The following is a 23,827-nucleotide window of genomic DNA, read 5'->3' as shown; positions in this document are numbered from 1 at the left end:
CCGGCATCCTTGCCCGCGACCCCCATTATGTCTAGACATAATCAACGGGAGGATCGATGCCGCAACTCTGGTTCGAACGCGCTTTGCTGCCGCAAGGTTGGGCCGAACGGGTTCGAGTCACGGTCGATGGCGCGACGATCGCCGCGCTCGAGACGGGGGTCGAGCCGGGCGTCGAGGACGCGCGGCACAGCGCCGCGATCCCCGGCCTATGCAACGTCCATAGCCACGGCTTCCAGCGCGGCATGGCGGGCCTGTCCGAACGCCGCGGCCGCCCCGACGACGATTTCTGGAGCTGGCGCGAAGTGATGTATCGCTTCCTCGACCGGCTGACGCCCGACGACATCGCCGCCATTAGTGCCCAAGCCTATGTCGAGATGCTCGAAAGCGGCTTCACGCGCGTCGGCGAGTTCCACTACCTCCACAACGACGCGAGCGGCGGACGTTACGCCGATCCCGCGGAAACCGCCGGGTCGATCGTCGCGGCGGCGCAAGCGAGCGGGATCGGCCTGACGCTGCTCCCCGTCTTCTATGCGCATGGCGATTTCGGGGGTGCGCCGCCGACGCCGGGCCAGCGCCGTTTCATTTCCGACGTGGACGGTTTCGCGCGGCTGGTCGAGGCGAGCCGGGTCAAGCTTCCGGCGGACGCGGTGCTCGGCATCGCGCCGCATTCGTTGCGAGCGGTCACGCCCGAGGAGCTTGCCGCCATCCTCCCGCTCGCCGATGGCGCCCCGATCCACATTCACGCCGCCGAACAGGTGCGCGAGGTCCAGGCCTGCGTCGCGTGGAGCGGCGCGCGGCCTGTGCAATGGCTGCTCGACAACGCCGACATCGACGCTCGCTGGTGCCTGATCCACTCGACCCATATCGACGCGCAGGAGACCGCGCGCCTGGCGGCGAGCGGCGCGGTAGCGGGTCTCTGCCCGGTAACCGAAGCCAATCTCGGCGATGGCATCTTCCCGGCGGTCGATTATCTCGCCGCGGGCGGGCGTTTGGGCGTCGGCACCGATTCCAACATCCTGATCGACGCGGCGGGCGAATTGCGCGCGCTCGAATATTCGCAGCGGCTCGCGCGCCGCAAGCGCGCGCTCTTGGTCGACCAAAACGAGCCATCGGTCGGCGCCAAGCTGTTCGCCATGGCGCAAAGCGGCGGCACGCAAGCCTTGGGCGTGACGAGCGGCCTGGCAGCGGGAAATGCAGCCGACATCGTGTCGCTCAACCTCGATCATCCTTCGATGGCCGGTGCGGGAACCGACCTTCTCGACCGCTGGATTTTCGCGGCAGGCTCGCCGGCGATCGACCGCGTCTGGCGCGGCGGCAAAAAGGTGGTCGAGCACGGGCGACACCTTGCCGCCGACTCGATCGCCGAACGCTACCGGGCGACCGTGGCTGCCCTGCTGGCATGACGGTCGAGGCGCGCATTCGCCAGGAGATCGAAGCGCGCATCTATTCGGGGGAATGGAAGCCGGGGCATCGCATCCCGTTCGAGCATGAGCTGGTGGCGGCTTACGGTTGCTCGCGCGCGACCGTGAGCAAGGCGCTCAGCAGCCTGTCCAACGCCGGGCTGATCGAGCGCCGGCGCAAGGCCGGGTCGTTCGTCGCGCATCCGCAAGTCCATTCGGCGGTGCTCGAAGTCCCCGATCTGGCGCAAGTCATCGCCGCGCGCGGCGGGGATTATCGCTGGTCGCTGATGAATCGGCGGGTCGAAACGGTCGTGGCGGACTTCCCGTCGCCCGCGCTTCGAATCGACGGACTTCATCTCGAAAGCGGCGCGCCCTTTGCGCTCGAGCAGCGGCTGATCAGTCTCGGCGCGGTGCCGGGCGCTGCCGACGAAAGCTTTGCCGCCGAAGCGCCTGGGACGTGGTTGCTCCAGCACGTGCCGTGGACGTCGGCCCGGCACCGCATCCGCGCGACCGAGGCCGACCGCGCCGAAGCCAGGATGTTGGATCTGCGCCCGCGCACCGCGTGTCTGGAGCTGCTGAGGACGACGTGGCGCAACGGTGCGCCCGTGACCAGGGTGCGGCAATTATTCCCGGGCGATCGCTTCGACCTGATCGCCGAGTTCAAGCCCGACGCCTAGGCGTGGATCGTCCGGGCTTGGCAAGGCGGGCGCGCATAAGCTCGATCACCGGCGACGTAGGTGGCCGCCACCGCGCGATCGTCGCCGAGCACCTGCAGTGCGAACAGCCGGTCGAACAGGCTGGCGCCCGCAGTGCGGCGCGCGAGCAGGGGCGTGGCCGCGGGGTCGAGCACGACGAAATCGGCCTCCTGCCCGGGCTCCAGCGCACCGACCCGGTCGGCGATCCCCATCACGCGCGCGCCGCCCGCGGTCGCCAGATGCAGCGCGCGGAAGGGGTCGAGGCTGGCCCCGCGCAACTGGCAGACCTTGTACGCTTCACCCAGCGTGTGGAGCACCGAAAAGCTGGTGCCCGCGCCGATATCGGTGCCGATGCCGATCTTGACCCCGTGCCGGTCGATCTGCGCGAGGTCGAACAAGCCCGAACCGAGGAACAGGTTGCTGGTCGGGCACAGCACGATTCCCGCGCCCGCCTGCGCCATCCGCGCCAGCGCGGCATCGCTCATGTGCACGCAATGCGCGAACACCGATCGCGGACCGACCAAGCCGAAGCGATCATAGACGTCGAGATAATCGCGCGCGTCGGCAAAGCGATCGCCCACGGCGGCGATCTCACCCAAATTCTCGGACAGATGCGTGTGCATCAGCACGTCGGGGTGCGCCGCGAGCAACTCGCCGGCATCGACGAGCTGCACATCCGACGAGGTTAGCGCGAAACGCGGCGTCACCGCGTAGCCGAGCCGCCCCCGCCCCCGCCACCGCGCAATCAGCGTTTCGGTATCGGCGCGCCCATCGGCGACGGTATCGCGCAACGTCGCCGGCCCCTGATCCATCAGCACCTTGCCCGAAACGATCCGCATGTTGCGCGCGAGCGCCGCTTCGAACAGCGCGTCGACCGAGCAAGCGTGGACGGTCGCGAACACCAACGCCGAGGTGGTGCCGTTGCGCAGCAGCTCGTCGAGGAAGAAGGCAGCGATCGCGTCGGCATGGTCGCGATCGGCGAACCCAGCTTCGGCCGGGAAGATGTGACGGTCGAGCCAGTGCAGCAATTGTTCGCCGTGCGAGGCGATGCGTTCGGTCTGCGGATAATGGACGTGCGCATCGACGAACCCCGGGACGATCAGCCCGGGCAGGGCTTCCGTCTCCACTTCGGCGAACCGTTGAGCCAGATCGGCGTAAGCGCCGCGCGCAATGACCAGACCATTCTCAACGACGAGCAGCCCGTCCGCCAAGTGACGAACCGCCTCGGCACCCGCCGTCGCGGGGTCTTCGGGCACACTCAGAATTTCGCCGCGAAACGCCTTCATGCGTCGGGTGCCAGCGTCAGGAGCTGGGCGATCACCGCGATGGCGATGACGTCGGGATGCTTGTCCGGAATGCCGGCGACACCGATCGGGCAGGTCAGGCGCGACGCATCCGCGCCATCCTCCTTCAGCCGCGACAGGAAGCGCGCGCGCTTGGTCTCCGATCCGATCAGCCCGACGAAGCGTGCCGGCGAGCGCAGCGCCGCGGCGGTGAGGCGGTAATCGAGCGCGTGGTCGTGCGTGAAGATCAGCACCGCCGCTCCGTCCTCCGCCTCGCCGGCGCAGGCCGCCATCGCATCCTCGTCCTGGAGCGACACGCCGGGGATCGCGCGGTTCTGGCGCGAGTCGAACCAGGCAAGCCGGAACGGCAAGCGCGGCAGCCGCGCGGCGATGGCGACGCCGACATGGCCGGCACCGAACATCAGCAGCGGCCGCTCGGGCCGCCGATCGTCGGGCTCGATGAAGATCGTGCCCTTGGCGGGCTTGGCCGAGCGCGGCGGCAGCGGCGGCTGGACGCCCGCTTCGACATGCTCGGCGGGGAAGCGAGTCACCGGGGCTTTGCCGTCGTTGAAGAAGGTCGCGATCGGCTTGCGGCGCTCGACATAATCGGTCCAGTCCCAGCGCTCTGGGTCGGCATCCACGTGCTCGATCATCAGTCGCACCTGTCCGCCGCAGCACTGGCCGAGCAACGGCCCGAGCGGCCAGTCCTGCACGCGCCAGCTTCCCGGCGGCTCGGCGAGCAGGCGGCGCGCCTGGTCGATCGCCTGATGCTCGAGCGCGCCGCCGCCGATCGTGCCGATGCTCTCGCCGCCGGTCACCGCCATGCGCGTGCCGGCGCGGCGAGGGGCGGAGCCTTCGGTGGAGAGGATCGTGACGAGCGCGACGGGCTCATGGCCGCGCGCGGCGCGCAATGCCTCCAGCCAATCCGGGATCATCGCGCGCGCAGCTCGGTAATCGCTGCGAGGATCCGCTCGGGCGTCGCGGGGGCATCGAGGGTCGGTAAGCCCTTGCCCGGGGCGACGGCGGCGACCGCCTGCGTGAGCGCGGAGAAGACCGAGATGGCGAGCATCAGCGGCGGCTCGCCGACGGCCTTGGAACGGTGGATCGTCGGCTCGACATTGCGCCCGCGCTGCCACAACTCGATCGTCATCCGCTCGGGCCGATCACTCGCGGTCGGGATCTTGTAGGTCGATGGTGCGTGCGTGAGCAGCCGGCCGCGATCGTCGAACACCAGTTCCTCGGTGGTCAACCAGCCCATTCCCTGGACGAAGCCGCCCTCGACCTGGCCGAGATCGATCGCCGGATTGAGCGAACGCCCGGCATCGTGGAGGATGTCGACCGCGACCACGCGATGCTCGCCGGTCAGCGTGTCGATCACGACCTCGCTCAGCGCCGCGCCGTACGCGAAATAGAGGAACGGGCGGCCGGTATGGGTCGCGCGGTCGTAATGAAGGTGCGGCGTCGCGTAGAAGCCGGTCGAGGACAGCGACACGCGACCGAGATGCGCGAGGCGGCACAGATCGTCGAACGCCACGCGCTCGTTCCCCGCCACCACGCCGTCGCGGGCGAAGAGCACTGCCGCTTGATCGACCCCGAAATGTCCGGCGGCGAACTCGGCCATGCGCTGGCGGATCGTCTCCGCGGCGTTGAACGCGGCCATGCCGTTGAGGTCCGCGCCCGACGATGCCGCTGTGGCGGAGGTGTTGGGCACCTTGTCGGTGCGCGTTGCCGAGACCTTCACGCGGTCGACCGGCACCGCGAAAACATCGGCGACGACTTGCGCGACCTTGATCATCAGCCCCTGCCCCATTTCGGTGCCGCCGTGATTGAGGTGGATCGACCCATCGGCATAGACATGGACCAAGGCGCCGGCCTGGTTGAGATGGCTGGTGGTGAACGAGATGCCGAACTTGACCGGGGTCAGCGCTAGCCCCTTTTTGAGCACGCGGTGCGCCGCATTGAACTCGTCCACCGCCTGTCGCCGCGCCGCATAACGGCTGCGCTCGGCCAGTTCGGCGATCAGTTCGGGTGCTACGTTGTCTGTGACTGTCATGTAATACGGCGTCACATCGCGGCCGGGGCCGTAGAGATTAGCGCGCCGTACATCGAGCGGATCGAGGTCGAGATGCGCGGCAATGGCATCGATCGCGCGCTCGATCCCCATCATCCCCTGCGGCCCGCCGAACCCGCGGAACGCAGTGTTGGACACCGTGTGCGTCTTGAGCCGGTGCGAGACGATCTCGACTGCCGGAAAATAATAGGCATTGTCGGCGTGAAACATCGCTCGGTCGTTGATCGCGCCGCTCAAGTCCGCGGTGGCGCCGCAGCGCGAGGCGAGGTCAAAGCGGATGCCTTCGATCCGTCCGGCATCGTCGAACCCCACGTCGTACTCGATCGCGAAATCGTGACGCTTGCCGGTCATCACGAAATCGTCGTCGCGGTCGGCGCGAATCTTGGCGGGCCGCCCGGTCTTCGCCGCGACCAAAGCGCACGCGGCGGCATACGCTGCGGCCTGGCTTTCCTTGCCGCCGAACGCGCCGCCCATCCGCCGGACTTCGACGGTGATGTCGGCGTGGCTCAGGCCGAGCACCTTGGCGATCAGGTGTTGCAGCTCGCTGGGGTGCTGGGTCGAGCTCAGCACATGGAGTTGGCCTTGCTCGCCGGGGGTCGCCAGCGCGGCCTGCCCTTCGAGATAGAAATGCTCCTGACCGCCCATCGCGACCTTGCCCGACAGACGGTGCGGCGCCGCGGCCAGTGCGGTTTCAGCATCGCCGCGGGCCATGCGCTGCGTCTCCTCGATGACCGATCCGGCGTCGCGCGCCGCGCCTATCGTGACGAGCGCGGGAAGTGGCTCGATCTCGACGACAGCCAGCCGCGCCGCGATCCGCGCTGCGCGGTTGCCGGTCGCCGCGACGACGAACAGCGGCTGGCCGGGGTAGAGGATTTCGTCCTCGGCGAAGAGCTTGTCGTCGTGGACTACCGGGCTGACATCGTTGACGCCGGGAATGTCGGCGGCGGTGAACACGGCGACGACACCGGACGCGGCGCGGACGGCGGTCAGGTCCAGCGCGACGATCCGTCCATGCCCTTCGGCCGCGAGACCGAAGGCGAGGTGCAGCGTGCCAGGCGCCTCGGGCATATCGTCGACGTAGCGCGCGCTGCCCGCGACGTGCGCGACCGCGCTGTCGTGCGGCAGCGCGGCGTGGACCGCGCCGGGCGGCAGGGGGCCAGCGTCAGCCATCGAGCACGCTGACCGACTCTTCGGACTCGAGCCACAATCGGCGAAGCAAGTTGCCCGCGGCGGCGATGCGATACTCTGCCGATCCGCGCAGATCGTTGAGCGGCGCGTAATCGTGCGCCAGCGCCTGAGCGACAGCTTCGGCGGTTTCCTCGCTCCAGGTCGCCCCCGTCAGCGCGGCTTCGCAACCCGGCGCGCGCGCGGGAATTCCGGCCATCCCGCCGAACGCGACACGCGCCGAGGCGATGCGGCCGCCCTCCAGGCGCAACGCGAACGCGCCGCACAGCGCGGAGATGTCGCTGTCGAACCGCTTCGACAGCTTGACGATTCGGATCAGCGTGTCGGGCGCGGGGCGCGGGATGCGGACGCGTTCGACGAACTCGCCGGGCTGGCGATCCTGGACGCCGTAGGATCGGAAGAATTGCTCGAGCGGCATCGTCCGCCGCCCGCTGCCGCGCCGCAGCGTCAGCTCGGCGCCAAGCGCGATCAGCGCCGGCGGCATGTCGCCGATCGGCGATCCGTTGGCGATGTTGCCGCCGATCGTCCCCGCGTTGCGCACCTGCAGCCCGCCGATCCGCCGGACGAGTTCGCCGAGATCGGGGTGCAGTCGCGCCAGCGCGTCGCGCGCTTCGCTGTAGCGGACGGCGGCGCCGATCGTCAGGCCATCGTCGTCCTCTTCGATCCGCCGCAGGTCGGCGACATCGCCGACGAAGATCATCGTGCCGAGGTCGCGCAATTGCTTGGTGACCCACAGCCCGACATCCGTCGCGCCCGCGACGATCCGCGCTTCCGGGTGTTCGAGCAGCAGCGCCGCCAGCTCGTCGCTGTCGCGCGGCGCGAACCAGCCTGACCCACTCCGCCGCGGTTCGATGCTCCGCAGCAGCGCCACGACCGCGCCGTCATCGGCTGCGTGCGCCGGATTGGCCTCGCCGGCCGCGAGGATCGGGCCATAGCCGGTGCAGCGGCAAAGATTGCCAGCGATGACATCCTTGACCGGCGTCGCTCGCGTGCCTTCGGCGCCGATGCTGCGCGCATAGAGCGACATCACGAAGCCCGGCGTGCAGAAGCCGCATTGCGAGCCGTGTCCCTCCACCAGCGCGCGCTGGACTGGGTTCAGGGTGCCGTCCCGCGACAGGCTCTCGACCGTCACCAGCGCCTTTCCATGGAGCATCGGCACGAACAGGATGCAGGCGTTGACCGCGCGCCACCGCACGCTGTCGCCGTCGAGCTCGCCGAGCACCACCGTGCACGCGCCGCAGTCGCCCTCGGCGCAGCCTTCCTTGGTGCCGGTGCGGCGCAGGCGGTAGCGCAGCAGGTCGAGCACGGTGGCGCTGGGCTCGGTTGCGGCGACGCTGACGATCTCGCCGTCGAGCACGAAACCAATGTCGGAATCGGGCACCATTCAGCTGCCCCGATAGGTCGAATAGGCGAACGGCGAGACGAGCAACGGCACGTGATAATGCCCGTCGTCGGCGATGCCAAAGTCGATCGAGACCAAGCCGAGGAATGGCGGGTCGGGCAGCGTCACGCCCTGCGCTCGGAAGTAATCCGCGACGTGGAACTGCAGCTTGTACGCCCCGGCGGCGAACGACTTGCCCGCGCCAAGCCCAAGGCACCGCCCGTCGTCGTCGGTCGCGCCGTCATACAATCGCGCGCCATCGTGCCACAGCGACAGCTTCATGCCGCGCGCTGGCTGGCCGTGGGCGGTGTCGAGGACGTGCGTGCTCAAGCTGGTCATGCCGCTTTTCCGATCAGCCGCAATCGGCTTACCCCACCATCGGGGATGATGTTGAGGCGGACAAAGCGGATTGGACCGAGATCGGCCAGTCCGTCGCGGAAAACGTGGACGTGGTCGGCCTGCAGCTTGACCTCGGGCAACAGCACCGGCCAACCCTCCGACCGTGCTGCGATCTCGTCGGGCGAACCTGCCGCCTCCGCCGCGGCCTGGATGAAGCAGCGGTCGGGGTAATTGCCTTTGAAGTGCGCGGTATCGACCACTACTTCCTCGATCCGTCCCGGCGCGCCGAGTTCGAGCACCGCCCAATCATGTCCCGGCTCGCGCCGGCGCCGAGTTTCCCAGCCGTCGCCCATGTCGACCCCGCGCCCGAGCGCAGTGAGATTTTCGACGACGCCGAAATGCTCGTCATTGGCGATGATCCCGCGCCCGCCATTCTCCATCGCGAGCAAGTCGATGCTCGTGCCGGCGTCGACCATCGACCAATCCTTGGCCACGCGCCCCCACACGCGCAGTCGCGCAACCCCGCCGTCGGGGAAAATATGCAGCCGTACGTGCGTCACCGGGTCGGCATGGTCGACGGGCACGTAAATGCGGTCGTTGCCGTTGACCGACAGGCGCGGCGTGACCTTGGTCCAGCAGGCCTCGTCGTCGGGCACGAACGCGTTGCTCCGGCACACCTCGATCTCGGCGCCGGGCGGGTAGTTGCCGGTGAAGTGCCGCGTATCGATCTCGAAGCCGGCGACCAGCCCCGGCACGCCGAACCGAACCACGCACCAATCGTGGCCGGGAATGCGCTTGCGACGGCTCTCCCAGCCGTCCATCCACTTGCCGTTCTCGTCATATCTGCCGGGGATGAATACGGGCTCCGCAGGGTCGATCAGTCGCGCTTTATCAGCGAAGAAATCGTCGGTGGCATAGACCACCTCGGCGCCGAGGCGGGGCTGAGCGAGATTGACGTACTGGCGGCGCAAGCTGTCGAACATCGTCATTCCGTACCGAAGAGTGCCGCAAGGCGAAATCCCGCGATACGGTGAATTTGGCTCAGCGCGGTCGCGAACTCGGCTTCGGCGTCGTTATCCAGCCGCGCTTCGAAGGCCGCGAGTATGTCACCGCGCGACAATCCCTTGACCGCGACGATGAACGGATGACTGAAGCGCTCGACATAGGCCGCGTTGAGCCGCTGAAACTCCGCCAGCTCCTCCGGCAAGCAGCGGTCGAGACCCGCGCCGCGCTGTTCGTCGATCGACGCCGGCGCCATGTTGCTCGCCACCGCCAGCTGCGGATGCGCGCGAATGAGATCGAGCCGACGTTCGCGAGGCGCGGAGTCGACCACCTCGCGCATCGCGCTCGCCAGCGTCTCCAAATCGTCGAGGCTGCCGTGTTCGACCGCGGGCCACACGCCCTCGGCCACCCACGGCGAGGCTTCGTAGACCGGCCCGAACCGGTCGACGAACGCCCGCTTCGTGAGCGCGCTAGGCCGCATGCGGATGCACCGCGCGCCAATGCCGGGCAATGTCGATCCTCCGGCAGAACCACACGTCTTGATGGCCGAGCGCATAACGCAGGAACCGCTCGAGGCCCGCCATCTTGCCCGGCCGCCCCGCCAGCCGGCAATGCAGCCCGATCGACATCATCCGCGGCCGCTCGGCACCTTCGGCATAAAGCACGTCGAACGCATCGCGCAGATAATCGCCGAACTGGTCGCCGGTGTTCAGGCTGGTCGCGGCGAACCGCATGTCGTTGGTCTCGAGCGAATAGGGCACGATCAGCTGCTGTCGCCCTGCAATCGAGGTCCAGAACGGCAGATCGTCCGAATAATCGTCCGCGTCGTACAGGAACCCGCCCTCCTCCGCGACGATCCGGCGCGTGTTGGGACTGGTGCGCCCAGTGTACCAGCCGAGCGGGCGCTCGCCCGTCAATTGCGTGTGAACCTCGATCGCACGCGCCATGTCGGCGCGCTCTTCGGCTTCGGGCACGGTCTGATAATTGATCCAGCGCCAGCCGTGCGAGGCGATTTCGTGCCCCGCCTCGAGGAAAGCATCGACGACCGCGGGGTTGCGCTGCATCGCCAGCGCAACGCCGAACACCGTCAGCGGCAAATTGTAGCGCTCGAACAGCCGAAGCAGTCGCCACACCCCGGCGCGCGCGCCATATTCGTAGATCTGCTCCATGCTCATGTGCCGAGCATTCGGCACCGGCGCGGCGTTGACGATGTCCGACAAGAAGGTTTCGGCGCCGGGATCGCCGTCGAGGATATTGGCTTCCGCACCCTCCTCGTAATTGAGCACGCACTGCACGGCGATCCGCGCGCCGCCGGGCCATTGTGCCTGCGACGGCGTGCGGCCGTAGCCGGTCAGGTCGCGCGGATAATCTTCGTGGTTCAAGTCGAGCCCCGCATAAACCGCCAAGATGAAACGCGGGCGTTTGGCGCGCAACCCGCGAAATGCGATCGCTCTGCCGCACTGCGCCCGGGGTTGCCCCCGGGATTCATGCTGCCCTATCGAGGCGTGGGCAAAGTACGGGAGTGAATTGCGGCATGGGGGGCGGTTGGGGAGATTGGGTCAAGCTGGCGGTGCACTGGCTGCACGTCACCGCCGGCATCGCCTGGATCGGATCGTCCTTCTACTTCATGTGGCTCGACAGCCATTTGCGCCCGCCGGTGCCGCCGCGCGAGGGCGTCGCGGGCGAATTGTGGAGCGTCCATAGCGGCGGCTTCTATCGCCAGCACAAATTCAACGTCGCCCCGGCCGAGATGCCCGAGCAGCTCCACTGGTTCAAATGGGAAGCCTATTGGACGTGGATCAGCGGTTTCCTGCTGCTGTCGCTGATCTTCTACATGGGCGCGCAGGCCAACCTGATCGACCGCAGCAAGCTCGCGATCGATCCATGGCAAGCGGTGCTGATCGGGCTTGGATCGATCGCGGGCGGGCTGATCGTCTACGAATTGCTGTGCCGCGCGATCAGGAACCTTGCGCTATTCGGCATCGTCTGGCTCGCCGTCATCGGTGCCGCCGGCTTCTTCCTGACGCGTATCTTCGCCGATCTCGGCGCGTTCATGCATGTCGGCGCGATCATCGGCACGGTGATGGCGGCCAACGTCTTCCTCGTGATCATCCCCAACCAGAAGAAGGTGGTGGCACAGGTCCTGGCGCACCAGACCCCCGATCCTCGGCTCGGCGCGCAGGCCAAGCAACGGTCGATCCACAACAATTACATGACGCTGCCGGTGCTGTTCATCATGATCAGCAATCATTACCCGATGATTTTCGGCGCACCGCTCAACTGGCTGTGGCTGGTCGGGCTATGCATCAGCGGCGCCACCATTCGCCACTTCTTCAATTTGAAGAATGCAGGGATCGTGCGTCCCTGGGTGCTGGCGGTCGGCGCGATCGTGTTCATCGTGGTCGCCGAACTCAACCAGAGCGCGCAGCCGCGCCCCGCCGTGTCCGCGGCGGGCGCCCCGGCCTATGCCGACATTCGCGCGCTGGTCGATCGGCACTGCACCATGTGCCATTCGACCACGCCCACGCATCCGGGGATCACCGCGCCGCCCAACGGCGCGGTGTTCGACAGCGCCGACGCGCTTCGCCGGCACGCGCCCGAAATCTACCAGCGCGCGGTGTTGACCAATAACATGCCGCTGGGCAACGAGACCGGAATGACCCCCGCCGAGCGCGCCAAGCTCGGCGCGTGGATTAACGCCGGCGCGAAGGGCGATTGATGCGCGACATGGTCCCCGAGCCGCTCACCGCCGCCGCGTTTGCGCCGTTCGGCAGCGTGATCGAGGTCTCCGACCGCGCTGAGCGGATCGCGATCAATTATGGCTGGACCGACCGTTTCGATCGTCTCGCCGAACTCGACGTCGCGGACGAAGGCGGCGGCGGCGCGATCAGCATCTTCCGCGCGCGGCCGCTCGACCCGCTGGTGCTGAAGATATTCGAACGCCATCCGCTCGGCAGCCAGAGCTTCATGCCGCTAAGCGGGCGGCCCTATCTTGTCGCGGTCGCGCCGGACGGCGCGTTCGATCCGGCCCGCGTGCGGCTGTTTCACGCCGAGCCGCATCAGGGCGTGCACTACGCCAAGAACGTCTGGCACCATTTCGTGCTCGCGTTGGAGGCGGAGAGCGACTTTCTCGTCATCGACCGGACCGGCCCCGGGGATAATTGTGACGAGATCGAGCTAGCGTCGGCTGACCACGTCCGTGTGCGCCTCAACAACTGAGCACAGGCGCGGCTCTATGCCGGTTCAGTACCTTCGCGCCCGACGGCGGCTTCGATCGCCGCCAGCAACTGGTCGAGCGAATAGGGCTTGGTGAGAACAGGAAAGCCGCGCGATCCTTCCTCATTGTAGCGGTCGCTATACCCGGTGGTGAGCAAGATCGGCACGTCGGGCCGCAATCGCCGCACCTCCTCCGCCAGATCGAAGCCGCTCATCCCCGGCATGACAATATCGCTGAACAGCAGATCGAACGGCGCGTTGCGCGCGGCCAGTTCGAGCGCCGCCTCGCCGGTTTGCGCGTAGAGCACGTCGTGGCCGAGCTCGTCGAGCAACGTCCGCGCGAACGCCGCCACCTCGACATTGTCCTCGACGAACAGGATGCGCCCGCGCCAGCCCGAAGCCGGCACCGACGCGGACCCGATCTCGACCATGCGCTGGTTGGTGGTGCACGGCAGGATCAGCCGCACCGTCGCGCCGCGGCCCACGATGCTGTCGATCATGACCTCGCCGCCGGACTGCGTGGCGAAGCCATAGACCTGACTCAGCCCCAGACCGGTGCCCTTCCCGACGATCTTGGTCGTGAAAAACGGCTCCATCGCACGCGCCAGCGTCTCGGCGTCCATCCCGGTGCCGGTGTCCGAAATGCTCACTGCCGAGAATTTCTGGTCGTCTTCCGCGGCGTCGCGCGGCCATCGGCTGGTCGTCACCGTCAGCATCCCGCCCTCCGCCATCGCATCGCGCGCGTTGACGACGATGTTGAGGATGGCGACCTCGAGCTGGGTGGGATCGACTTCGACCGGGCACAGGCCGGGATCGAAGTCGGTATCGACCGAATATTGCGCGCCGAGCAACCGCTCGAACATCATCAGCATGCCCTGCAGCCGCGCGTTTAGATCGACCACCTCCGGGTGCAGCGGCTGGCGGCGACTGAACGCGAGCAATTGGCTGGTGAGTTGCGCCGCGCGTTCGGCGACTTGCGCGATCGATTCGGCGTAGCGCATGCGCCGCGCCTCGGCCAGGCCCGGACGCCGCAACAGGTCGGCGGTGCCGCGCACCACCGTCAGGAGGTTGTTGAAATCGTGCGCGATACCCCCGGTCAATTGACCCAAAGCCTGCATCTTCTGCGCCTGGCGCAGCTGATCTTCGGCCCGCGCACGATCCTCTATCTCTCGTCCGAGCGCTTCGTTGGCTTCGCCAAGCGCCCGGGCGCGCTGTGACAACGCCGCATTGGCGCGGTGCAGCGCAGCCTGCCCGATCGCGAACACGATCACCAACAGCCCGGCCATCACGGTCAGCAGGATCAGCACCGAATAACGCGTAAGGCGGCGCCACAGCGGATCGATCGTCTCGACCAGGGTGACCGACCCGATCCTGTCTTGCCCGCGCAGCACCGGCACGGTGGCGGTGGCGGTCGTCGCCAGCGTCGCGCCGCCGGAACGCCGATAAGTGACGAACGCGCGCCCGGCACGATCGCGCACCGTCGCGTCGGCGACCCGCGGATCGGCGCTGAGCGCGGAGAGATAATCCTGCGCGGACGCGATATCGTCGAAGTCGAGCGGCGCGATGATCCCCGACGCCACGACGCGCGCTTGCGTTTCGATCTGCTGCTGTTGCTCCAATCGATATTGATGATCGCTGTAGAAGATCACGGCGACCCCGAGGATCAGCAGCATCAGCGCCAGCCCGAGCGCGACGCGCGGCCCGAGCGGCGCGCGGGCGGGGGGCGCCTCCACGCTCATTGCGCCGGCCGCGAGGTGAGCGAAAAGGCGATTGCGAGCAGTCGCGAGCTGATGTCGAGGCCGGCGCGGCGCGCGGCGACATCGTCGATCTGGAACCCGATATGCCCGCCGCGCAAGTCGAACTGCATCAATCCGTGCAGCCGGGTTTCGCTCAAATCGGTCACCGTAAGAATCGGCGCGCCCTCGACGGCGGGCAGCGCTTTCGCGGCGACCGCACCGGCGACGAAGGCGATGTGGCACGGCGAATTGCGGTCGATCGACGCCATCCGGCGGACGACGATCGGATGGCGATCGACTCGCTCGCCCTTCGCGGCCTGATCGATCCCCGACCCGAACGGATCGCGGCCCACGATGCATAGATTGATCGGCGCGGACGGGTTGGCGAACGTCGATGGCGGCCAGGCGACGTATTGCGCGAACTTGACGAGATAGGTCGCCTTGACCGCGGTCGCGACGCCGGTGTCAGCGCCGGCGGCCGGGGCCCAGCACAATGCCAGCGCGCTGATGAGCCCGAGCCCGCACTTCAAGGCGTCCATCGAATGCCCGCCAGGATCGAACGCGGCACCCGCTCGCCGCCGGCATATTCGATGTGCCAGGCATGGAGCAGATTCTGTCCGGCGATCGACAATGTGAGCCGCGGCGAGGCGCGCCACGCGATCCGCAGATCGGCCTCGGTGTAGGCGGGGACGAGCGGATTCGGGCGTTCGCCGACATGGTGCAACGCGGCGTCCAAGGTAAATCCGCGCGCGATATCCATCGTCGATCGCAGCGAGGCCTGCCAGCGCGGGTCGTCGCCAACCTGCGAAGGACCCGCAAGGCCACTCGCGCCCGGATCGAAATCGACCCGCTCGCGCAGCAAATTGTAGCCCGCCGTCAGGCGCCACCACGGCGCCGGCTGGATCACCGCACTGGCGTCGAGGCCCCAGGTGCGCGCGTTGATCTGATTGTCCCAGCGCAGCGGAAAGAAGCCGCCCGGGGCCGGCTCGATGCTGCGCAGATCGTCATAGACATTGTAGAAGCCGGCGATCGATATCGTCACCAGCTTGCCGATCTGGCCGCGCAAACCGCCTTCGAACGCAGTCAGCTTTTCGGTGCGAAAATTCTTGTCCCCATTCAACAACACCGCCCCACCGCCGAGCTCCACGACATCTACGTCGAACGGCGTGGGTGAGCGCACCGCGCGCGAAATCGCGCCCCAGCCGGTGAAGTTGGGACCCAGCTTGAGCGATGCGCGCACCGACGGCAGCAGCGACACACCCGCATAGGGATCGTCCTCCGCCTTCAGCCCCACGATCAACGTCGCAGGCCCGAACGTCAGGCTGTCCTGGACGAAGGCGTTGCCGAGGAACAATGTGCGGCGCGGCGGCGAGAAGGTCAGGCCCGCTGTGCCGGCGATATCGTAGCGCGACAGGCGCAACCCGCCGCCCCAGACGATATGCTGGCGCCCCCACGTGAAATCGTCCTGCGCATCGAAATCGTAGGTATCGAGCGCGAAGCGCCCGTTGGACGGGTCGCTGCGCATCGTGCGGTCGTAATAGAGCTGGACCTGCAAAGTGCCGGCGGTCGGCGAATCGCTGGTCGTCCGAGTCCAGCGCGCGGTCAGGTTACGCCCCGCAATCGTCTCGTCGCTGCCGAAGTGACCGGTCAAGCCGCGATAGGCGTCGCCCGAAAGCGTGACTCCGGTGCGCGCGGACGGCGCCCAATCGACCCGGAAGCCGCCCTGGAGCCGCCACCACGGATCGCGCGCCGACGCGCCGGTCGTGGTGGCGAAGCTGTCGTCCCACGATCCGCGTGCATAGACGCGGTAGGTCGCGTTCGCGCCGATGCGTCCGCCGTACCGCAGGCTGCCGTTCGCCTCGCGCGGACCGCCCACCGCTTGGGCGAGCAAGCCCTGGCTGTCGGCCGATTTTCGCGTTATGACGTTGATCACGCCGTTAACGGCGTTCGCCCCCCATAAGGTCGCGCCGGGGCCGCTGATCACTTCGATCCGCTCGACATCCGACAGCTCGGCGTCCTGCATGTCCCAATAGACGCCCGAATAGAGCGGCGTGTAGACGCTGCGGCCGTCGATCAGGACGAGTAATTTGTTGGGGAAGTTCTGCGCCCCGGCATTGCCCGACAGTCCGCGCGCGGTGATGACCCAATCCGCCGCGCCGCGCCGCGCGACCTGGAGGTTGGGCGCCAGCCGCAACGCCTCCGGCAACGTCGTGGCGCCCGAACGAACGATGTCGTCGCGGCTGATCACGAAGATCGATGCCGGCGCATCGGCGAGCGTTTCGCTCGACTTCGTCACTGAAGTCACGTCGAGTTTGGCCAGTTGCTCAAGCGACAGCGACTTCAGCTCGTCGACCGATTGCGCGCATGCGGGTGAGGCAACCAGCGCCGCCACGATGCCCAGGCCGGTTTGCGCGGCTCGCCCCCTAAAAATCGTCAAACCCCTTTTGCACAATTCGACCGTAACCGAACGTCTCTTGCATGTCTTGGTTCCACGAGCGCGCGTGCCCGCGGAAGCCGACGACCTGGCCTATCGCTAGCGCACTGCCGCCATGAAGCTCGATCGCCGGTCCGAACGATCAGCGCGCGAGCAACGGAGGGCGCGCGCGCTGCCGGACGCGGTCGAACTGCGCCGTCGTCATTTTGGGCAAGACTTCGAGAAAGGCGACGATGGCCGCGATCTGGCGATCCGACTCGACTTCGCCCCACGCCGGCATGGCGGTCATCTTCACCCCGTCATGAACGATCGTATAGAGTTCGGCGTGCGACCAGCGGTTCGGCGTATCGAGCAAATAGGGCGGCGTCGGCAACATCGCGCTCGCCCATGGCGCCCGCGCCACGCCCGGCCCGCCGTGGCACGCGATGCAGTGCGTTTCATATTCGCGCGCGCCCGCCAGCAATGTCGCGGTATCGAGCGGCAAGCGCGGCGCGCCACCGGACGCTCGCCGCTTGACCGAGTTGGTCATGGTCGCGTGGATCGCCGCGGCGAATATTTGCGAATCCGCGCTGGTGGCGCTGGTGTTGAAGGCCACCCCGGTCAGCACCAGCACGAGGATGACGATACCGACCAGCGCCGCGCTGGCGATGCCGAGCAGCCACCCCCAGGCCAGCATCTTGATGGTCGGTTTGGTCATGCCGTCATTTCAACGTTTCGAGATAGGCGGCCACGTCGCCCAGTTGCGCATCGCTCAGGTCCTGATCAGGCATCACGCTGCCGTTCACGAACCTCCGTGGCGACCTGATGAAGCGCATCGCGTTGGCGGGGGTATTCGGAAGCTGCCCCTCGAGCATGGCCTCCGACGCGAAGTGCGTGAGCGGCGGGCCGACGCTGCCGTCGGCTCCCGCGATCCCCGGGATCACGTGGCACGAGCCGCACGCCTGGCGCGTAATGGCGATTGCACCGCGCTGCGGATCTTCGCCGGGAGGGCCAGCGTGGCCGCATCCCGTCAACACCGCCGGCGCAACCGCCGCGAACCCTATCGCACGCCAATGCATCACCGCGCCGCGGTGACTCGCCAGACGACGTTGCCGACATCGTCGGCGACCAGGAGTGCGCCGGTGCGATCGATCGCGACGACCACGGGCCGGCCCCGCGCCTTGCCGCCCGGGCCGACAAAGCCCGTGACGACGTCGATCGGCTTGCCGGAGGGGCGGCCGTTGGCGAACGGCAGGAAGATCACCTTGTAGCCGTTGAGCTTGCCGCGATCCCAGCTGCCATGCTCGCCGATGAACGCGCCGTTGCGGAACGGCGGGGGCAATGCTGTGCCGGTGTAGAAGGTCAGACCGAGCGGGGCGACGTGCGAACTGAGGCTGTAATCGGGCTTGATCGCCTTCGCGACCAAGTCGGGCCGCTGCGGCCGGACTCGCGGGTCGACGTTCTGACCCCAATAGCTGTACGGCCAGCCGTAGAACGCGCCCGGCGTCACCGAGGTGACGTAATCGGGGACGAGGTCCGGCCCGAGTTCGTCGCGTTCGTTGACCACGGTCCAGAGCTGACCCGTATCGGGGTTGAAGGTCAGGCCGTTGGGATTGCGCAGGCCCGTCGCATAGGGCCGGTGTGCGCCCGTCGCGCGATCGACCTCCCAGATTTGCGCACGCCCTCTTTCCGCGCCGATGCCGTTTTCGGTGATGTTGCTGTTCGATCCGATCCCGACATAGAGCTTGCTGCCGTCCGGGCTGGCGGCGAGGCTCTTGGTCCAATGGTGATTGATCGGGCCGCCGGGCAGCTCGGTCAGCAGCGTGCCCGGCGCGGTGATCCGAGTCTGGCCGGTGACGTAGGGATAGCGCACGATCGCATCGTCATTGGCCACGTAGAGGTCGCTGCCGACAAGCGCGACGCCGAACGGCCCGATCAGATGGTCGAGGAATATGCTGCGCAGCTCGGGCTTGCCGTCGCCATCGGCATCGCGAAGCAAGGTGATGCGGTTGCCGCCCTCGACTTTGCTGTGGCCGAAGCCTTCGATCCAGCCGACAACGAAGTCCTTGGGACGGAGGATCGGGCGGTCGGGGCCCTTGGGCTCGACCGCCAGCACGTCGCCATTGGGCAGGACGTAGATCGAGCGCACGTCCTTGAACCCGGTCGCGAACGCTTCGATCTTTAGGCCCGGCGCGACGGTCGGCTTGTCGTTGCCCCACGGCGCCACCCCCGCAACGTGCATCGGCGGCATCAGATACTGATTGATCGCAGGGAGCTTCGGATCGGGGCCGAGCTGTTCGTCGGCATTGCCGCCGCCGCGCGCGCATCCGGCCAGCGCGAGCGCGGTCGCGGCGATAAGAGTGGTGCGCATCATGCCGCCTCCGTCCGCGGCAGCGCAGCCGCCGAATAGCCCAGCCAGCTGGTGACCAAAGCGAGAATGCTCGTGATCACCGACAGCACCAGTCCGCTCGGCACGACCGAGGTCCAGGCATCGCGGCTATGGATGAAGCCGTTGATGATCGCGGTGATCAGCATGATGATCGTCAGGACCGAATGCCACGATCGTGCTTGCCGCCGCGCGCGAGTCACCATCGCGTCGACCACCCCCGCGATCGCCGCGATGACGCCCATCGCCACGCCGCCGGCGATCAGCCAGACCGAGAAGTTCGCCCACTGCATCTCGGCGGTATCGGCATAGGCCAGGTCGGTGATCAGCGCCGCGGTGAAGCAGACCAGAGGGTAGGCGCCGAGGATTCCGTGGATCGGAATAGCCAGCCGCGCGCGAGTCGATTGGGCTTGCGCCACCATAAGCTCCCTTTCGTTATCCAGCGGCAACGCATGAACGAGCGACATGCTCCGAAATACGAGCGGGCACCGGTCGGAGACCGTGCTCCTCGTGCCGAACGCGATCAGCATGGCGTCGGCAACAGCCTGATTTGCATCAAGTTTGTTTTAACGAGGTCGTATCCTTTTGCCGGTAGGACTCGCGGTGTGGCCAACCTGCTCCCCCCCCGGCGGCGCGTGCTTCGTCGAGCGTTGCCTGCCGCCGCGATTACGGCGGCCGTGGCATTCGCCGCGGTTGCGCACGGCACGATCGCAACGGCATCGTTCGTGGTCGTCGCGGCTGCGCTGCTGGCATGGAACTGGCACCTCGACCGCGGCATGACGCGCGCTACCGCGCGGCTCGAAGCGATCCAAACCACTCTCCCCGACACTTCGGAATCGACCAACGGCGGCATCGACAGCTTGGAGCAGCGGCTCGCCGCGCTCCATCATCGCCTGGCGCCGATGCATCCCGTCAGCGGATTGCCAGTGCGCGAAGCGTTGCTCGCGCAGATGAACGCCGATCGGCATGGCCTGCTCGGTGCGATCGCATTCGCCGATTTCGACCGGCTGACCGCGTTCGACCCGGCGCTCGGCGAGCGTGTGTTCGCGACCTCGGCGGCGCGGCTTCGCGCGATGCTGCCGCCCGACCGATTCATCGCGCAGGTCGATCGCGGCCATGTCGGCATCTGGTTCGGCGTCTCGGCAACCGAATCGGAGGCGCGCGCGCAGCTCGACGCGATTGCCTACGCTTTGGGCGAAGAAATCGAAGCCGACGGCAAGAGGATCGTCCCGCAGATCAAGGTCCGGCTCGCGGAGTTCGATCAGGGCGGCGGGATCGAGGCCGGCGCGTTCCTCGCCCGAACGCTCGCTTCGTTCACCTTGTCCGCCGGAGCCGCGGCGGCAACGACGCCGGCCGGCGACTATGCCGATCTCGCGCGCGACCGTTACGCGCTCGAACAGGATCTGCGCCAGGCGATCGCGCGGCGCGAGCTGCGGCTCGATTTCCAGCCGCTGATCGATGCCGGCGCGGGGCGCGCGTGCGGTGCCGAGGCGCTGATCCGCTGGAACCATCCCGAGCGCGGGTCGATCCCGCCAGCCCGATTCATCCCCATCGTCGAGGCGATGGGGCTGGCGAGCGAGATCGGGATGTGGGCATTGAACGCCGCCGCGCGGCAAGCGACCGAATGGCGTGCGGCGGGCCTCGGCAATCTGCGCATCGCGGTCAACGTCTCGGGGCTCCAGCTCGAACGCGACGATCTGCCGATCCTCGTCCAGCGCACGCTCGAGCGTCACGACCTCGGCGCCGCCGCGCTCGAGATCGAGCTCACCGAAAGCATCGCGACCAGCGATACCGACCATTGCCGCCGCATCTTCCAGCAACTGCGCGCGATGGGCGTCAAGCTCGCGGTCGACGATTTCGGTACCGGTTATTCGGGGTTCAGTTCGCTTCGCACGCTGGCGTTCGACAAGATCAAGATCGACCGCGAGTTCATCACCGGTGTCGACTCGCGGCGCGACAGCCAGGCGATCTGCCAGAGCATCGTCGCGCTCGGCCGGGGTCTCGGCATCCGCGTGCTCGCCGAAGGGGTCGAGCGGCGGCAGGAATATGAATGGCTGCGCCGCCACGGCTGTCACCATTTCCAGGGTTTTTATTTCGCGCGGCCGATGAGCGGCGAGGCATTCGCCGCGTTCGTCCGCGATACCGACAAGCTGCGCGATGTATTGCGGCTCGGCACGACGCCGAAACAGATCGAAGAAAGGTTGAGGGCATGACGATGGTGCGTTTCAAGATGGCCGCGGTGGGGCTGGGCGCGCTGGCGCTCGCCGCTTGTTCTGGGGGGCCCGCACGCGTCAAGAACGTGCCCGCGCCGCCCGCCGCGACCTCGGCAGGCGACGTCGACGCGGCATTCGGCCTTTTGATGCAGGGCGATGAAGCCGGCGCCAGGAAGCGGCTGAAGGCGGTGCAGAAGCGCGAGCCGATGAACGCCGGCGCGCAATTGCTCAGCGACTCGATCGCGCGCGACCCCAAGGAGCTGCTCGGCCCGCAAAATTATCCCTATGTCGTGCGTCCGGGCGACACGATCGTCGGCCTCGCCGAACGCTTTCTCGGCAACCGGATGAAGGCGTATCAGCTGCTGCGCTATAACGGGCTGAAGGCGCCGGCGACGCTCGTCGAGGGCCAGGTCCTGCGCATCCCCGGCGAGCCCCCACGAATCGAGGTTCCCCGAGTCGAGCCGGTCCGCCGCTCCGAGCCGGCGCCGGGCAGATCGACGCCGACCACGCCCGCGCCCAAACCCAAGCCGGCGGCGCCGACCGTCACCGCTCCCGCCGGCAATCCCGTCGCGGCGCGCCAGGCGCGTACCGCAGGGCTGGCCGCGCTCAACCAGGGCAATGTCGGCCGCGCGGTCGGGCTGTTGCGCCGCGCCGCGCAGCTCGACCCCGGCAATCCAGCGATTGCGCGCGACCTCGCGCGTGCCGAGCGCATCGCCGCGACCGTGCGCGCACGCAAGTAACGGCAGCAAATGTTTAAACCTTTGAACTTATGGCCAGTCCCGGACCTGGGATCGGGATACAGGCGATGACCATGCTCGGCCGCTATCGAATTGACGACCGCCTCGGCGAAGGCGCGATGGCCGACGTCTATCGCGCTCACGATCCCGATATCGGCCGCACCGTCGCGATCAAGGTCCTCAAACCCGAATTCGCGCGCGACCCCGAACTCGGCGCGCGCTTCCTGCGCGAAGCACGCGCGGCGGGCGCGCTGAGCCACGCCAATATCGCGACGATCTACGACGTCGGCGAGGCGGGCGGCGCGGCCTATATTGCGATGGAGCTGATCGACGGCCAGCCGCTCGACGCCGTGCTCCAAACGCAGGGGCGGATGCCCTACGAACGCGTACTCTCGATTGGGCAGCAGCTTGCCGCAGCACTCGCTTATGCGCACAAGAACGGCGTCGTCCATCGCGACATCAAGCCGTCGAACATCCTGCTCTCGGCCGACGGCAAGACCGCCAAGCTGTTGGACTTCGGCGTCGCGCGGATCGCCGAGATGGACGCCGCCACCGCCGACCGCCAGCTCGCCAAGACGCAGGTCGGACAGCTAATCGGTACGCCGCGCTACATGAGTCCTGAGCAAGCGCTTGGCCTCCCGGTCGACCAGCGCTCCGACCTGTTCTCGCTCGGTGTCGTGCTGTACGAGATGATCACCGGCAAGGTCGCGTTCCCCGGCACCGCGCTGGCGACCTTGGCGATCAAGATCGCGCAGGAAAAGGTCGAGCCGATCGACCGCAGCACCGCCGACTGCCCGCCCGGCCTGCGCTTCATCATCGACAAATTGCTCGCCAAGAAGCCCGAACAGCGCTTCGCCGACGGCGAGGCACTCGAAGCGGCGTTGGCGCGCGAGATCGCCGCGCAACAGGACATGCCGACCGCGAACCGCCGCGGGCTTCCCTTACGCTTCAAACTGCCGCTCACGCTGGCCGCGGTGACCGCCGCCGCGTTGTTCGCCTGCGTCGCCACCACGCTCGGCCGCGAGCGCCAGACGCTCGAACACATGGCGATCGTCTCGGGCAAATCGACCGCTTCGTTCGTCACCAACAACGCCGCGGTGCTCGCTGCCGAAAACGCCGGACTGCCCGCCGATCAGCAGGACTGGTCGGCGCTTCAGGCGTTCGCCATCTCCGCCAGCCGCGACCCAGCGATCCGCGACCTCGTCGTCGTCGATACCGGTGGCGTCATCCGCGCAGCGGGCGACACCAAGCTGGTCGGCCACAGCTACGCGCGCTCCGGAGAGCCCGTGATGGAAGCCGATAGCCTGACCAGCGTCACCGCAGCGCCCGATAGCGGCCGCGGAGCGGGGATACGTTTCGTGCGGCCGATCCGTTACGCGGGCGCCGATTTCGGCAAGGTCGATCTGGTCGTCACGCGCACCGCGCTCGACGCCGCGATCGCCAACGCGCGGACCTCGCTGATCATGCTGTCGGCGGTGGTGATGCTGGTCGTGCTGCTGATCGGCTATCTCAGCGGCGCGATGGTCGCGCGACCGCTCGGCCGGTTGCGCCGCGCGCTCGACGAAGCAAGCAACAGCGGATTCGCGCTACGCATATCGCACCGCCGCCGCGACGAATTCGGCGCGGCCTTCGACGCGTTCAACCGCGCCGCCGCGAGCGTCGAGCCGCAGCTCGCGGGCGGCAGCCAGGAAGATGCCGAGGCCGCGGTACTGGCGACGCGGATCGCGCGCGTGTCGCGCATCGCCGCCTGACGGAACGCGCTTTTATGTA

The 23,827-nt window shown here is 67.6% G+C and carries 22 protein-coding genes; 7 read left to right on the top strand and 15 right to left on the bottom strand.

Features of this window, described 5'->3' with window-relative positions:
* The first annotated feature begins 56 nt into the window (after positions 1-56).
* Both VH326_RS11825 and VH326_RS11820 read left to right on the top strand, forming a co-directional pair.
* Complete coding sequence (locus VH326_RS11825) at positions 57-1,403, top strand: formimidoylglutamate deiminase (RefSeq protein WP_329632025.1); 1,347 nt, start codon at positions 57-59, stop codon at positions 1,401-1,403.
* Positions 1,400-2,077, top strand: a complete 678-nt coding sequence (locus VH326_RS11820) for a UTRA domain-containing protein (protein WP_329632024.1) — start codon at positions 1,400-1,402, stop codon at positions 2,075-2,077. Before VH326_RS11825 ends, VH326_RS11820 begins: the two co-directional genes overlap by 4 nt.
* Here VH326_RS11820 and guaD read toward each other — a convergent pair.
* From guaD to puuE, 8 genes are read right to left on the bottom strand one after another with little or no spacing between them, the layout of a single operon-like run.
* On the bottom strand, positions 2,074-3,381 hold the full coding sequence (guaD, locus tag VH326_RS11815; protein ID WP_329632023.1) for a guanine deaminase: 1,308 nt from the start codon (positions 3,379-3,381) through the stop codon (positions 2,074-2,076). The two genes, VH326_RS11820 and guaD, sit on opposite strands and share 4 nt — an antisense overlap.
* Positions 3,378-4,313 carry a xanthine dehydrogenase accessory protein XdhC gene (gene xdhC / locus VH326_RS11810; RefSeq protein WP_329632022.1) on the bottom strand — a complete coding sequence of 312 codons (936 nt, stop codon included), beginning with the start codon at positions 4,311-4,313 and terminating at the stop codon, positions 3,378-3,380. The genes guaD and xdhC overlap by 4 nt, the downstream gene beginning before the upstream one ends.
* Positions 4,310-6,619: a xanthine dehydrogenase molybdopterin binding subunit gene (gene xdhB, locus VH326_RS11805; protein ID WP_329632021.1), complete on the bottom strand. Its 2,310-nt coding sequence runs from the start codon at positions 6,617-6,619 to the stop codon at positions 4,310-4,312. Before xdhB ends, xdhC begins: the two co-directional genes overlap by 4 nt.
* Positions 6,612-8,018 carry a xanthine dehydrogenase small subunit gene (xdhA, locus tag VH326_RS11800; RefSeq protein WP_329632020.1) on the bottom strand — a complete coding sequence of 469 codons (1,407 nt, stop codon included), beginning with the start codon at positions 8,016-8,018 and terminating at the stop codon, positions 6,612-6,614. Before xdhA ends, xdhB begins: the two co-directional genes overlap by 8 nt.
* Positions 8,019-8,354: a hydroxyisourate hydrolase gene (gene uraH / locus VH326_RS11795; protein WP_329632019.1), complete on the bottom strand. Its 336-nt coding sequence runs from the start codon at positions 8,352-8,354 to the stop codon at positions 8,019-8,021.
* On the bottom strand, positions 8,351-9,343 hold the full coding sequence (alc, locus tag VH326_RS11790; RefSeq protein WP_329632018.1) for an allantoicase: 993 nt from the start codon (positions 9,341-9,343) through the stop codon (positions 8,351-8,353). The genes uraH and alc overlap by 4 nt, the downstream gene beginning before the upstream one ends.
* On the bottom strand, positions 9,340-9,837 hold the full coding sequence (gene uraD / locus VH326_RS11785; RefSeq protein ID WP_329632017.1) for a 2-oxo-4-hydroxy-4-carboxy-5-ureidoimidazoline decarboxylase: 498 nt from the start codon (positions 9,835-9,837) through the stop codon (positions 9,340-9,342). Before uraD ends, alc begins: the two co-directional genes overlap by 4 nt.
* A complete protein-coding gene (gene puuE, locus VH326_RS11780; RefSeq protein WP_329632016.1) occupies positions 9,827-10,762 on the bottom strand; it encodes an allantoinase PuuE in 936 nt (311 codons plus the stop codon). The genes uraD and puuE overlap by 11 nt, the downstream gene beginning before the upstream one ends.
* A 128-nt stretch (positions 10,763-10,890) precedes the next feature.
* Here puuE and VH326_RS11775 point away from each other — a divergent pair, with 128 nt between their 5' ends.
* A complete protein-coding gene (locus VH326_RS11775) occupies positions 10,891-12,075 on the top strand; it encodes a urate hydroxylase PuuD (protein ID WP_329632015.1) in 1,185 nt (394 codons plus the stop codon).
* Positions 12,075-12,575 carry an ureidoglycolate lyase gene (locus VH326_RS11770; RefSeq protein ID WP_329632014.1) on the top strand — a complete coding sequence of 167 codons (501 nt, stop codon included), beginning with the start codon at positions 12,075-12,077 and terminating at the stop codon, positions 12,573-12,575. Before VH326_RS11775 ends, VH326_RS11770 begins: the two co-directional genes overlap by 1 nt.
* A 14-nt stretch (positions 12,576-12,589) precedes the next feature.
* On the opposite strand, the gene VH326_RS11765 is transcribed toward VH326_RS11770, so the two are convergent.
* The 7 genes from VH326_RS11765 to VH326_RS11735 form a co-directional block, all read right to left on the bottom strand.
* The gene (locus VH326_RS11765; protein WP_329632013.1) at positions 12,590-14,305 is read right to left on the bottom strand and encodes a response regulator; all 1,716 of its coding nucleotides are present in this window, start codon (positions 14,303-14,305) and stop codon (positions 12,590-12,592) included.
* Between the two features lie 2 nt (positions 14,306-14,307).
* On the bottom strand, positions 14,308-14,847 hold the full coding sequence (locus VH326_RS11760; RefSeq protein WP_329632012.1) for a YfiR family protein: 540 nt from the start codon (positions 14,845-14,847) through the stop codon (positions 14,308-14,310).
* Positions 14,835-16,700, bottom strand: coding sequence for a TonB-dependent receptor plug domain-containing protein (locus VH326_RS11755; protein ID WP_329632011.1), 1,866 nt, complete (start codon positions 16,698-16,700; stop codon positions 14,835-14,837). Before VH326_RS11755 ends, VH326_RS11760 begins: the two co-directional genes overlap by 13 nt.
* 184 nt (positions 16,701-16,884) lie before the next feature.
* Entirely contained in the window at positions 16,885-17,439 is a 555-nt protein-coding gene (locus VH326_RS11750) for a cytochrome c (RefSeq protein WP_329632010.1), read from the bottom strand.
* Positions 17,440-17,443: 4 nt separating this feature from the next.
* Positions 17,444-17,800 carry a c-type cytochrome gene (locus tag VH326_RS11745; protein ID WP_329632009.1) on the bottom strand — a complete coding sequence of 119 codons (357 nt, stop codon included), beginning with the start codon at positions 17,798-17,800 and terminating at the stop codon, positions 17,444-17,446.
* A complete protein-coding gene (locus VH326_RS11740; protein WP_329632008.1) occupies positions 17,800-19,092 on the bottom strand; it encodes a sorbosone dehydrogenase family protein in 1,293 nt (430 codons plus the stop codon). The genes VH326_RS11745 and VH326_RS11740 overlap by 1 nt, the downstream gene beginning before the upstream one ends.
* Positions 19,092-19,526 carry a DUF2231 domain-containing protein gene (locus VH326_RS11735; protein ID WP_329632007.1) on the bottom strand — a complete coding sequence of 145 codons (435 nt, stop codon included), beginning with the start codon at positions 19,524-19,526 and terminating at the stop codon, positions 19,092-19,094. Before VH326_RS11735 ends, VH326_RS11740 begins: the two co-directional genes overlap by 1 nt.
* A gap of 186 nt (positions 19,527-19,712) precedes the next feature.
* Between VH326_RS11735 and VH326_RS11730 the strand changes: the two genes are divergently transcribed.
* From VH326_RS11730 to VH326_RS11720, 3 genes are all read left to right on the top strand, one after another.
* On the top strand, positions 19,713-21,320 hold the full coding sequence (locus tag VH326_RS11730) for an EAL domain-containing protein (RefSeq protein ID WP_329632006.1): 1,608 nt from the start codon (positions 19,713-19,715) through the stop codon (positions 21,318-21,320).
* Positions 21,317-22,060 (top strand): LysM peptidoglycan-binding domain-containing protein, encoded by a 744-nt coding sequence (locus tag VH326_RS11725; protein ID WP_329632005.1) that lies wholly within the window; start codon positions 21,317-21,319, stop codon positions 22,058-22,060. The genes VH326_RS11730 and VH326_RS11725 overlap by 4 nt, the downstream gene beginning before the upstream one ends.
* 65 nt (positions 22,061-22,125) lie before the next feature.
* Positions 22,126-23,808 carry a serine/threonine-protein kinase gene (locus VH326_RS11720; RefSeq protein ID WP_329632004.1) on the top strand — a complete coding sequence of 561 codons (1,683 nt, stop codon included), beginning with the start codon at positions 22,126-22,128 and terminating at the stop codon, positions 23,806-23,808.
* Positions 23,809-23,827 lie beyond the last annotated feature (19 nt).

The sequence above is a fragment of the Sphingomonas sp. genome (assembly GCF_036269755.1).
In the GTDB taxonomy this organism is placed as follows: domain Bacteria; phylum Pseudomonadota; class Alphaproteobacteria; order Sphingomonadales; family Sphingomonadaceae; genus Sphingomonas.
This window is presented reverse-complemented; position numbering and strand designations above follow the sequence as displayed.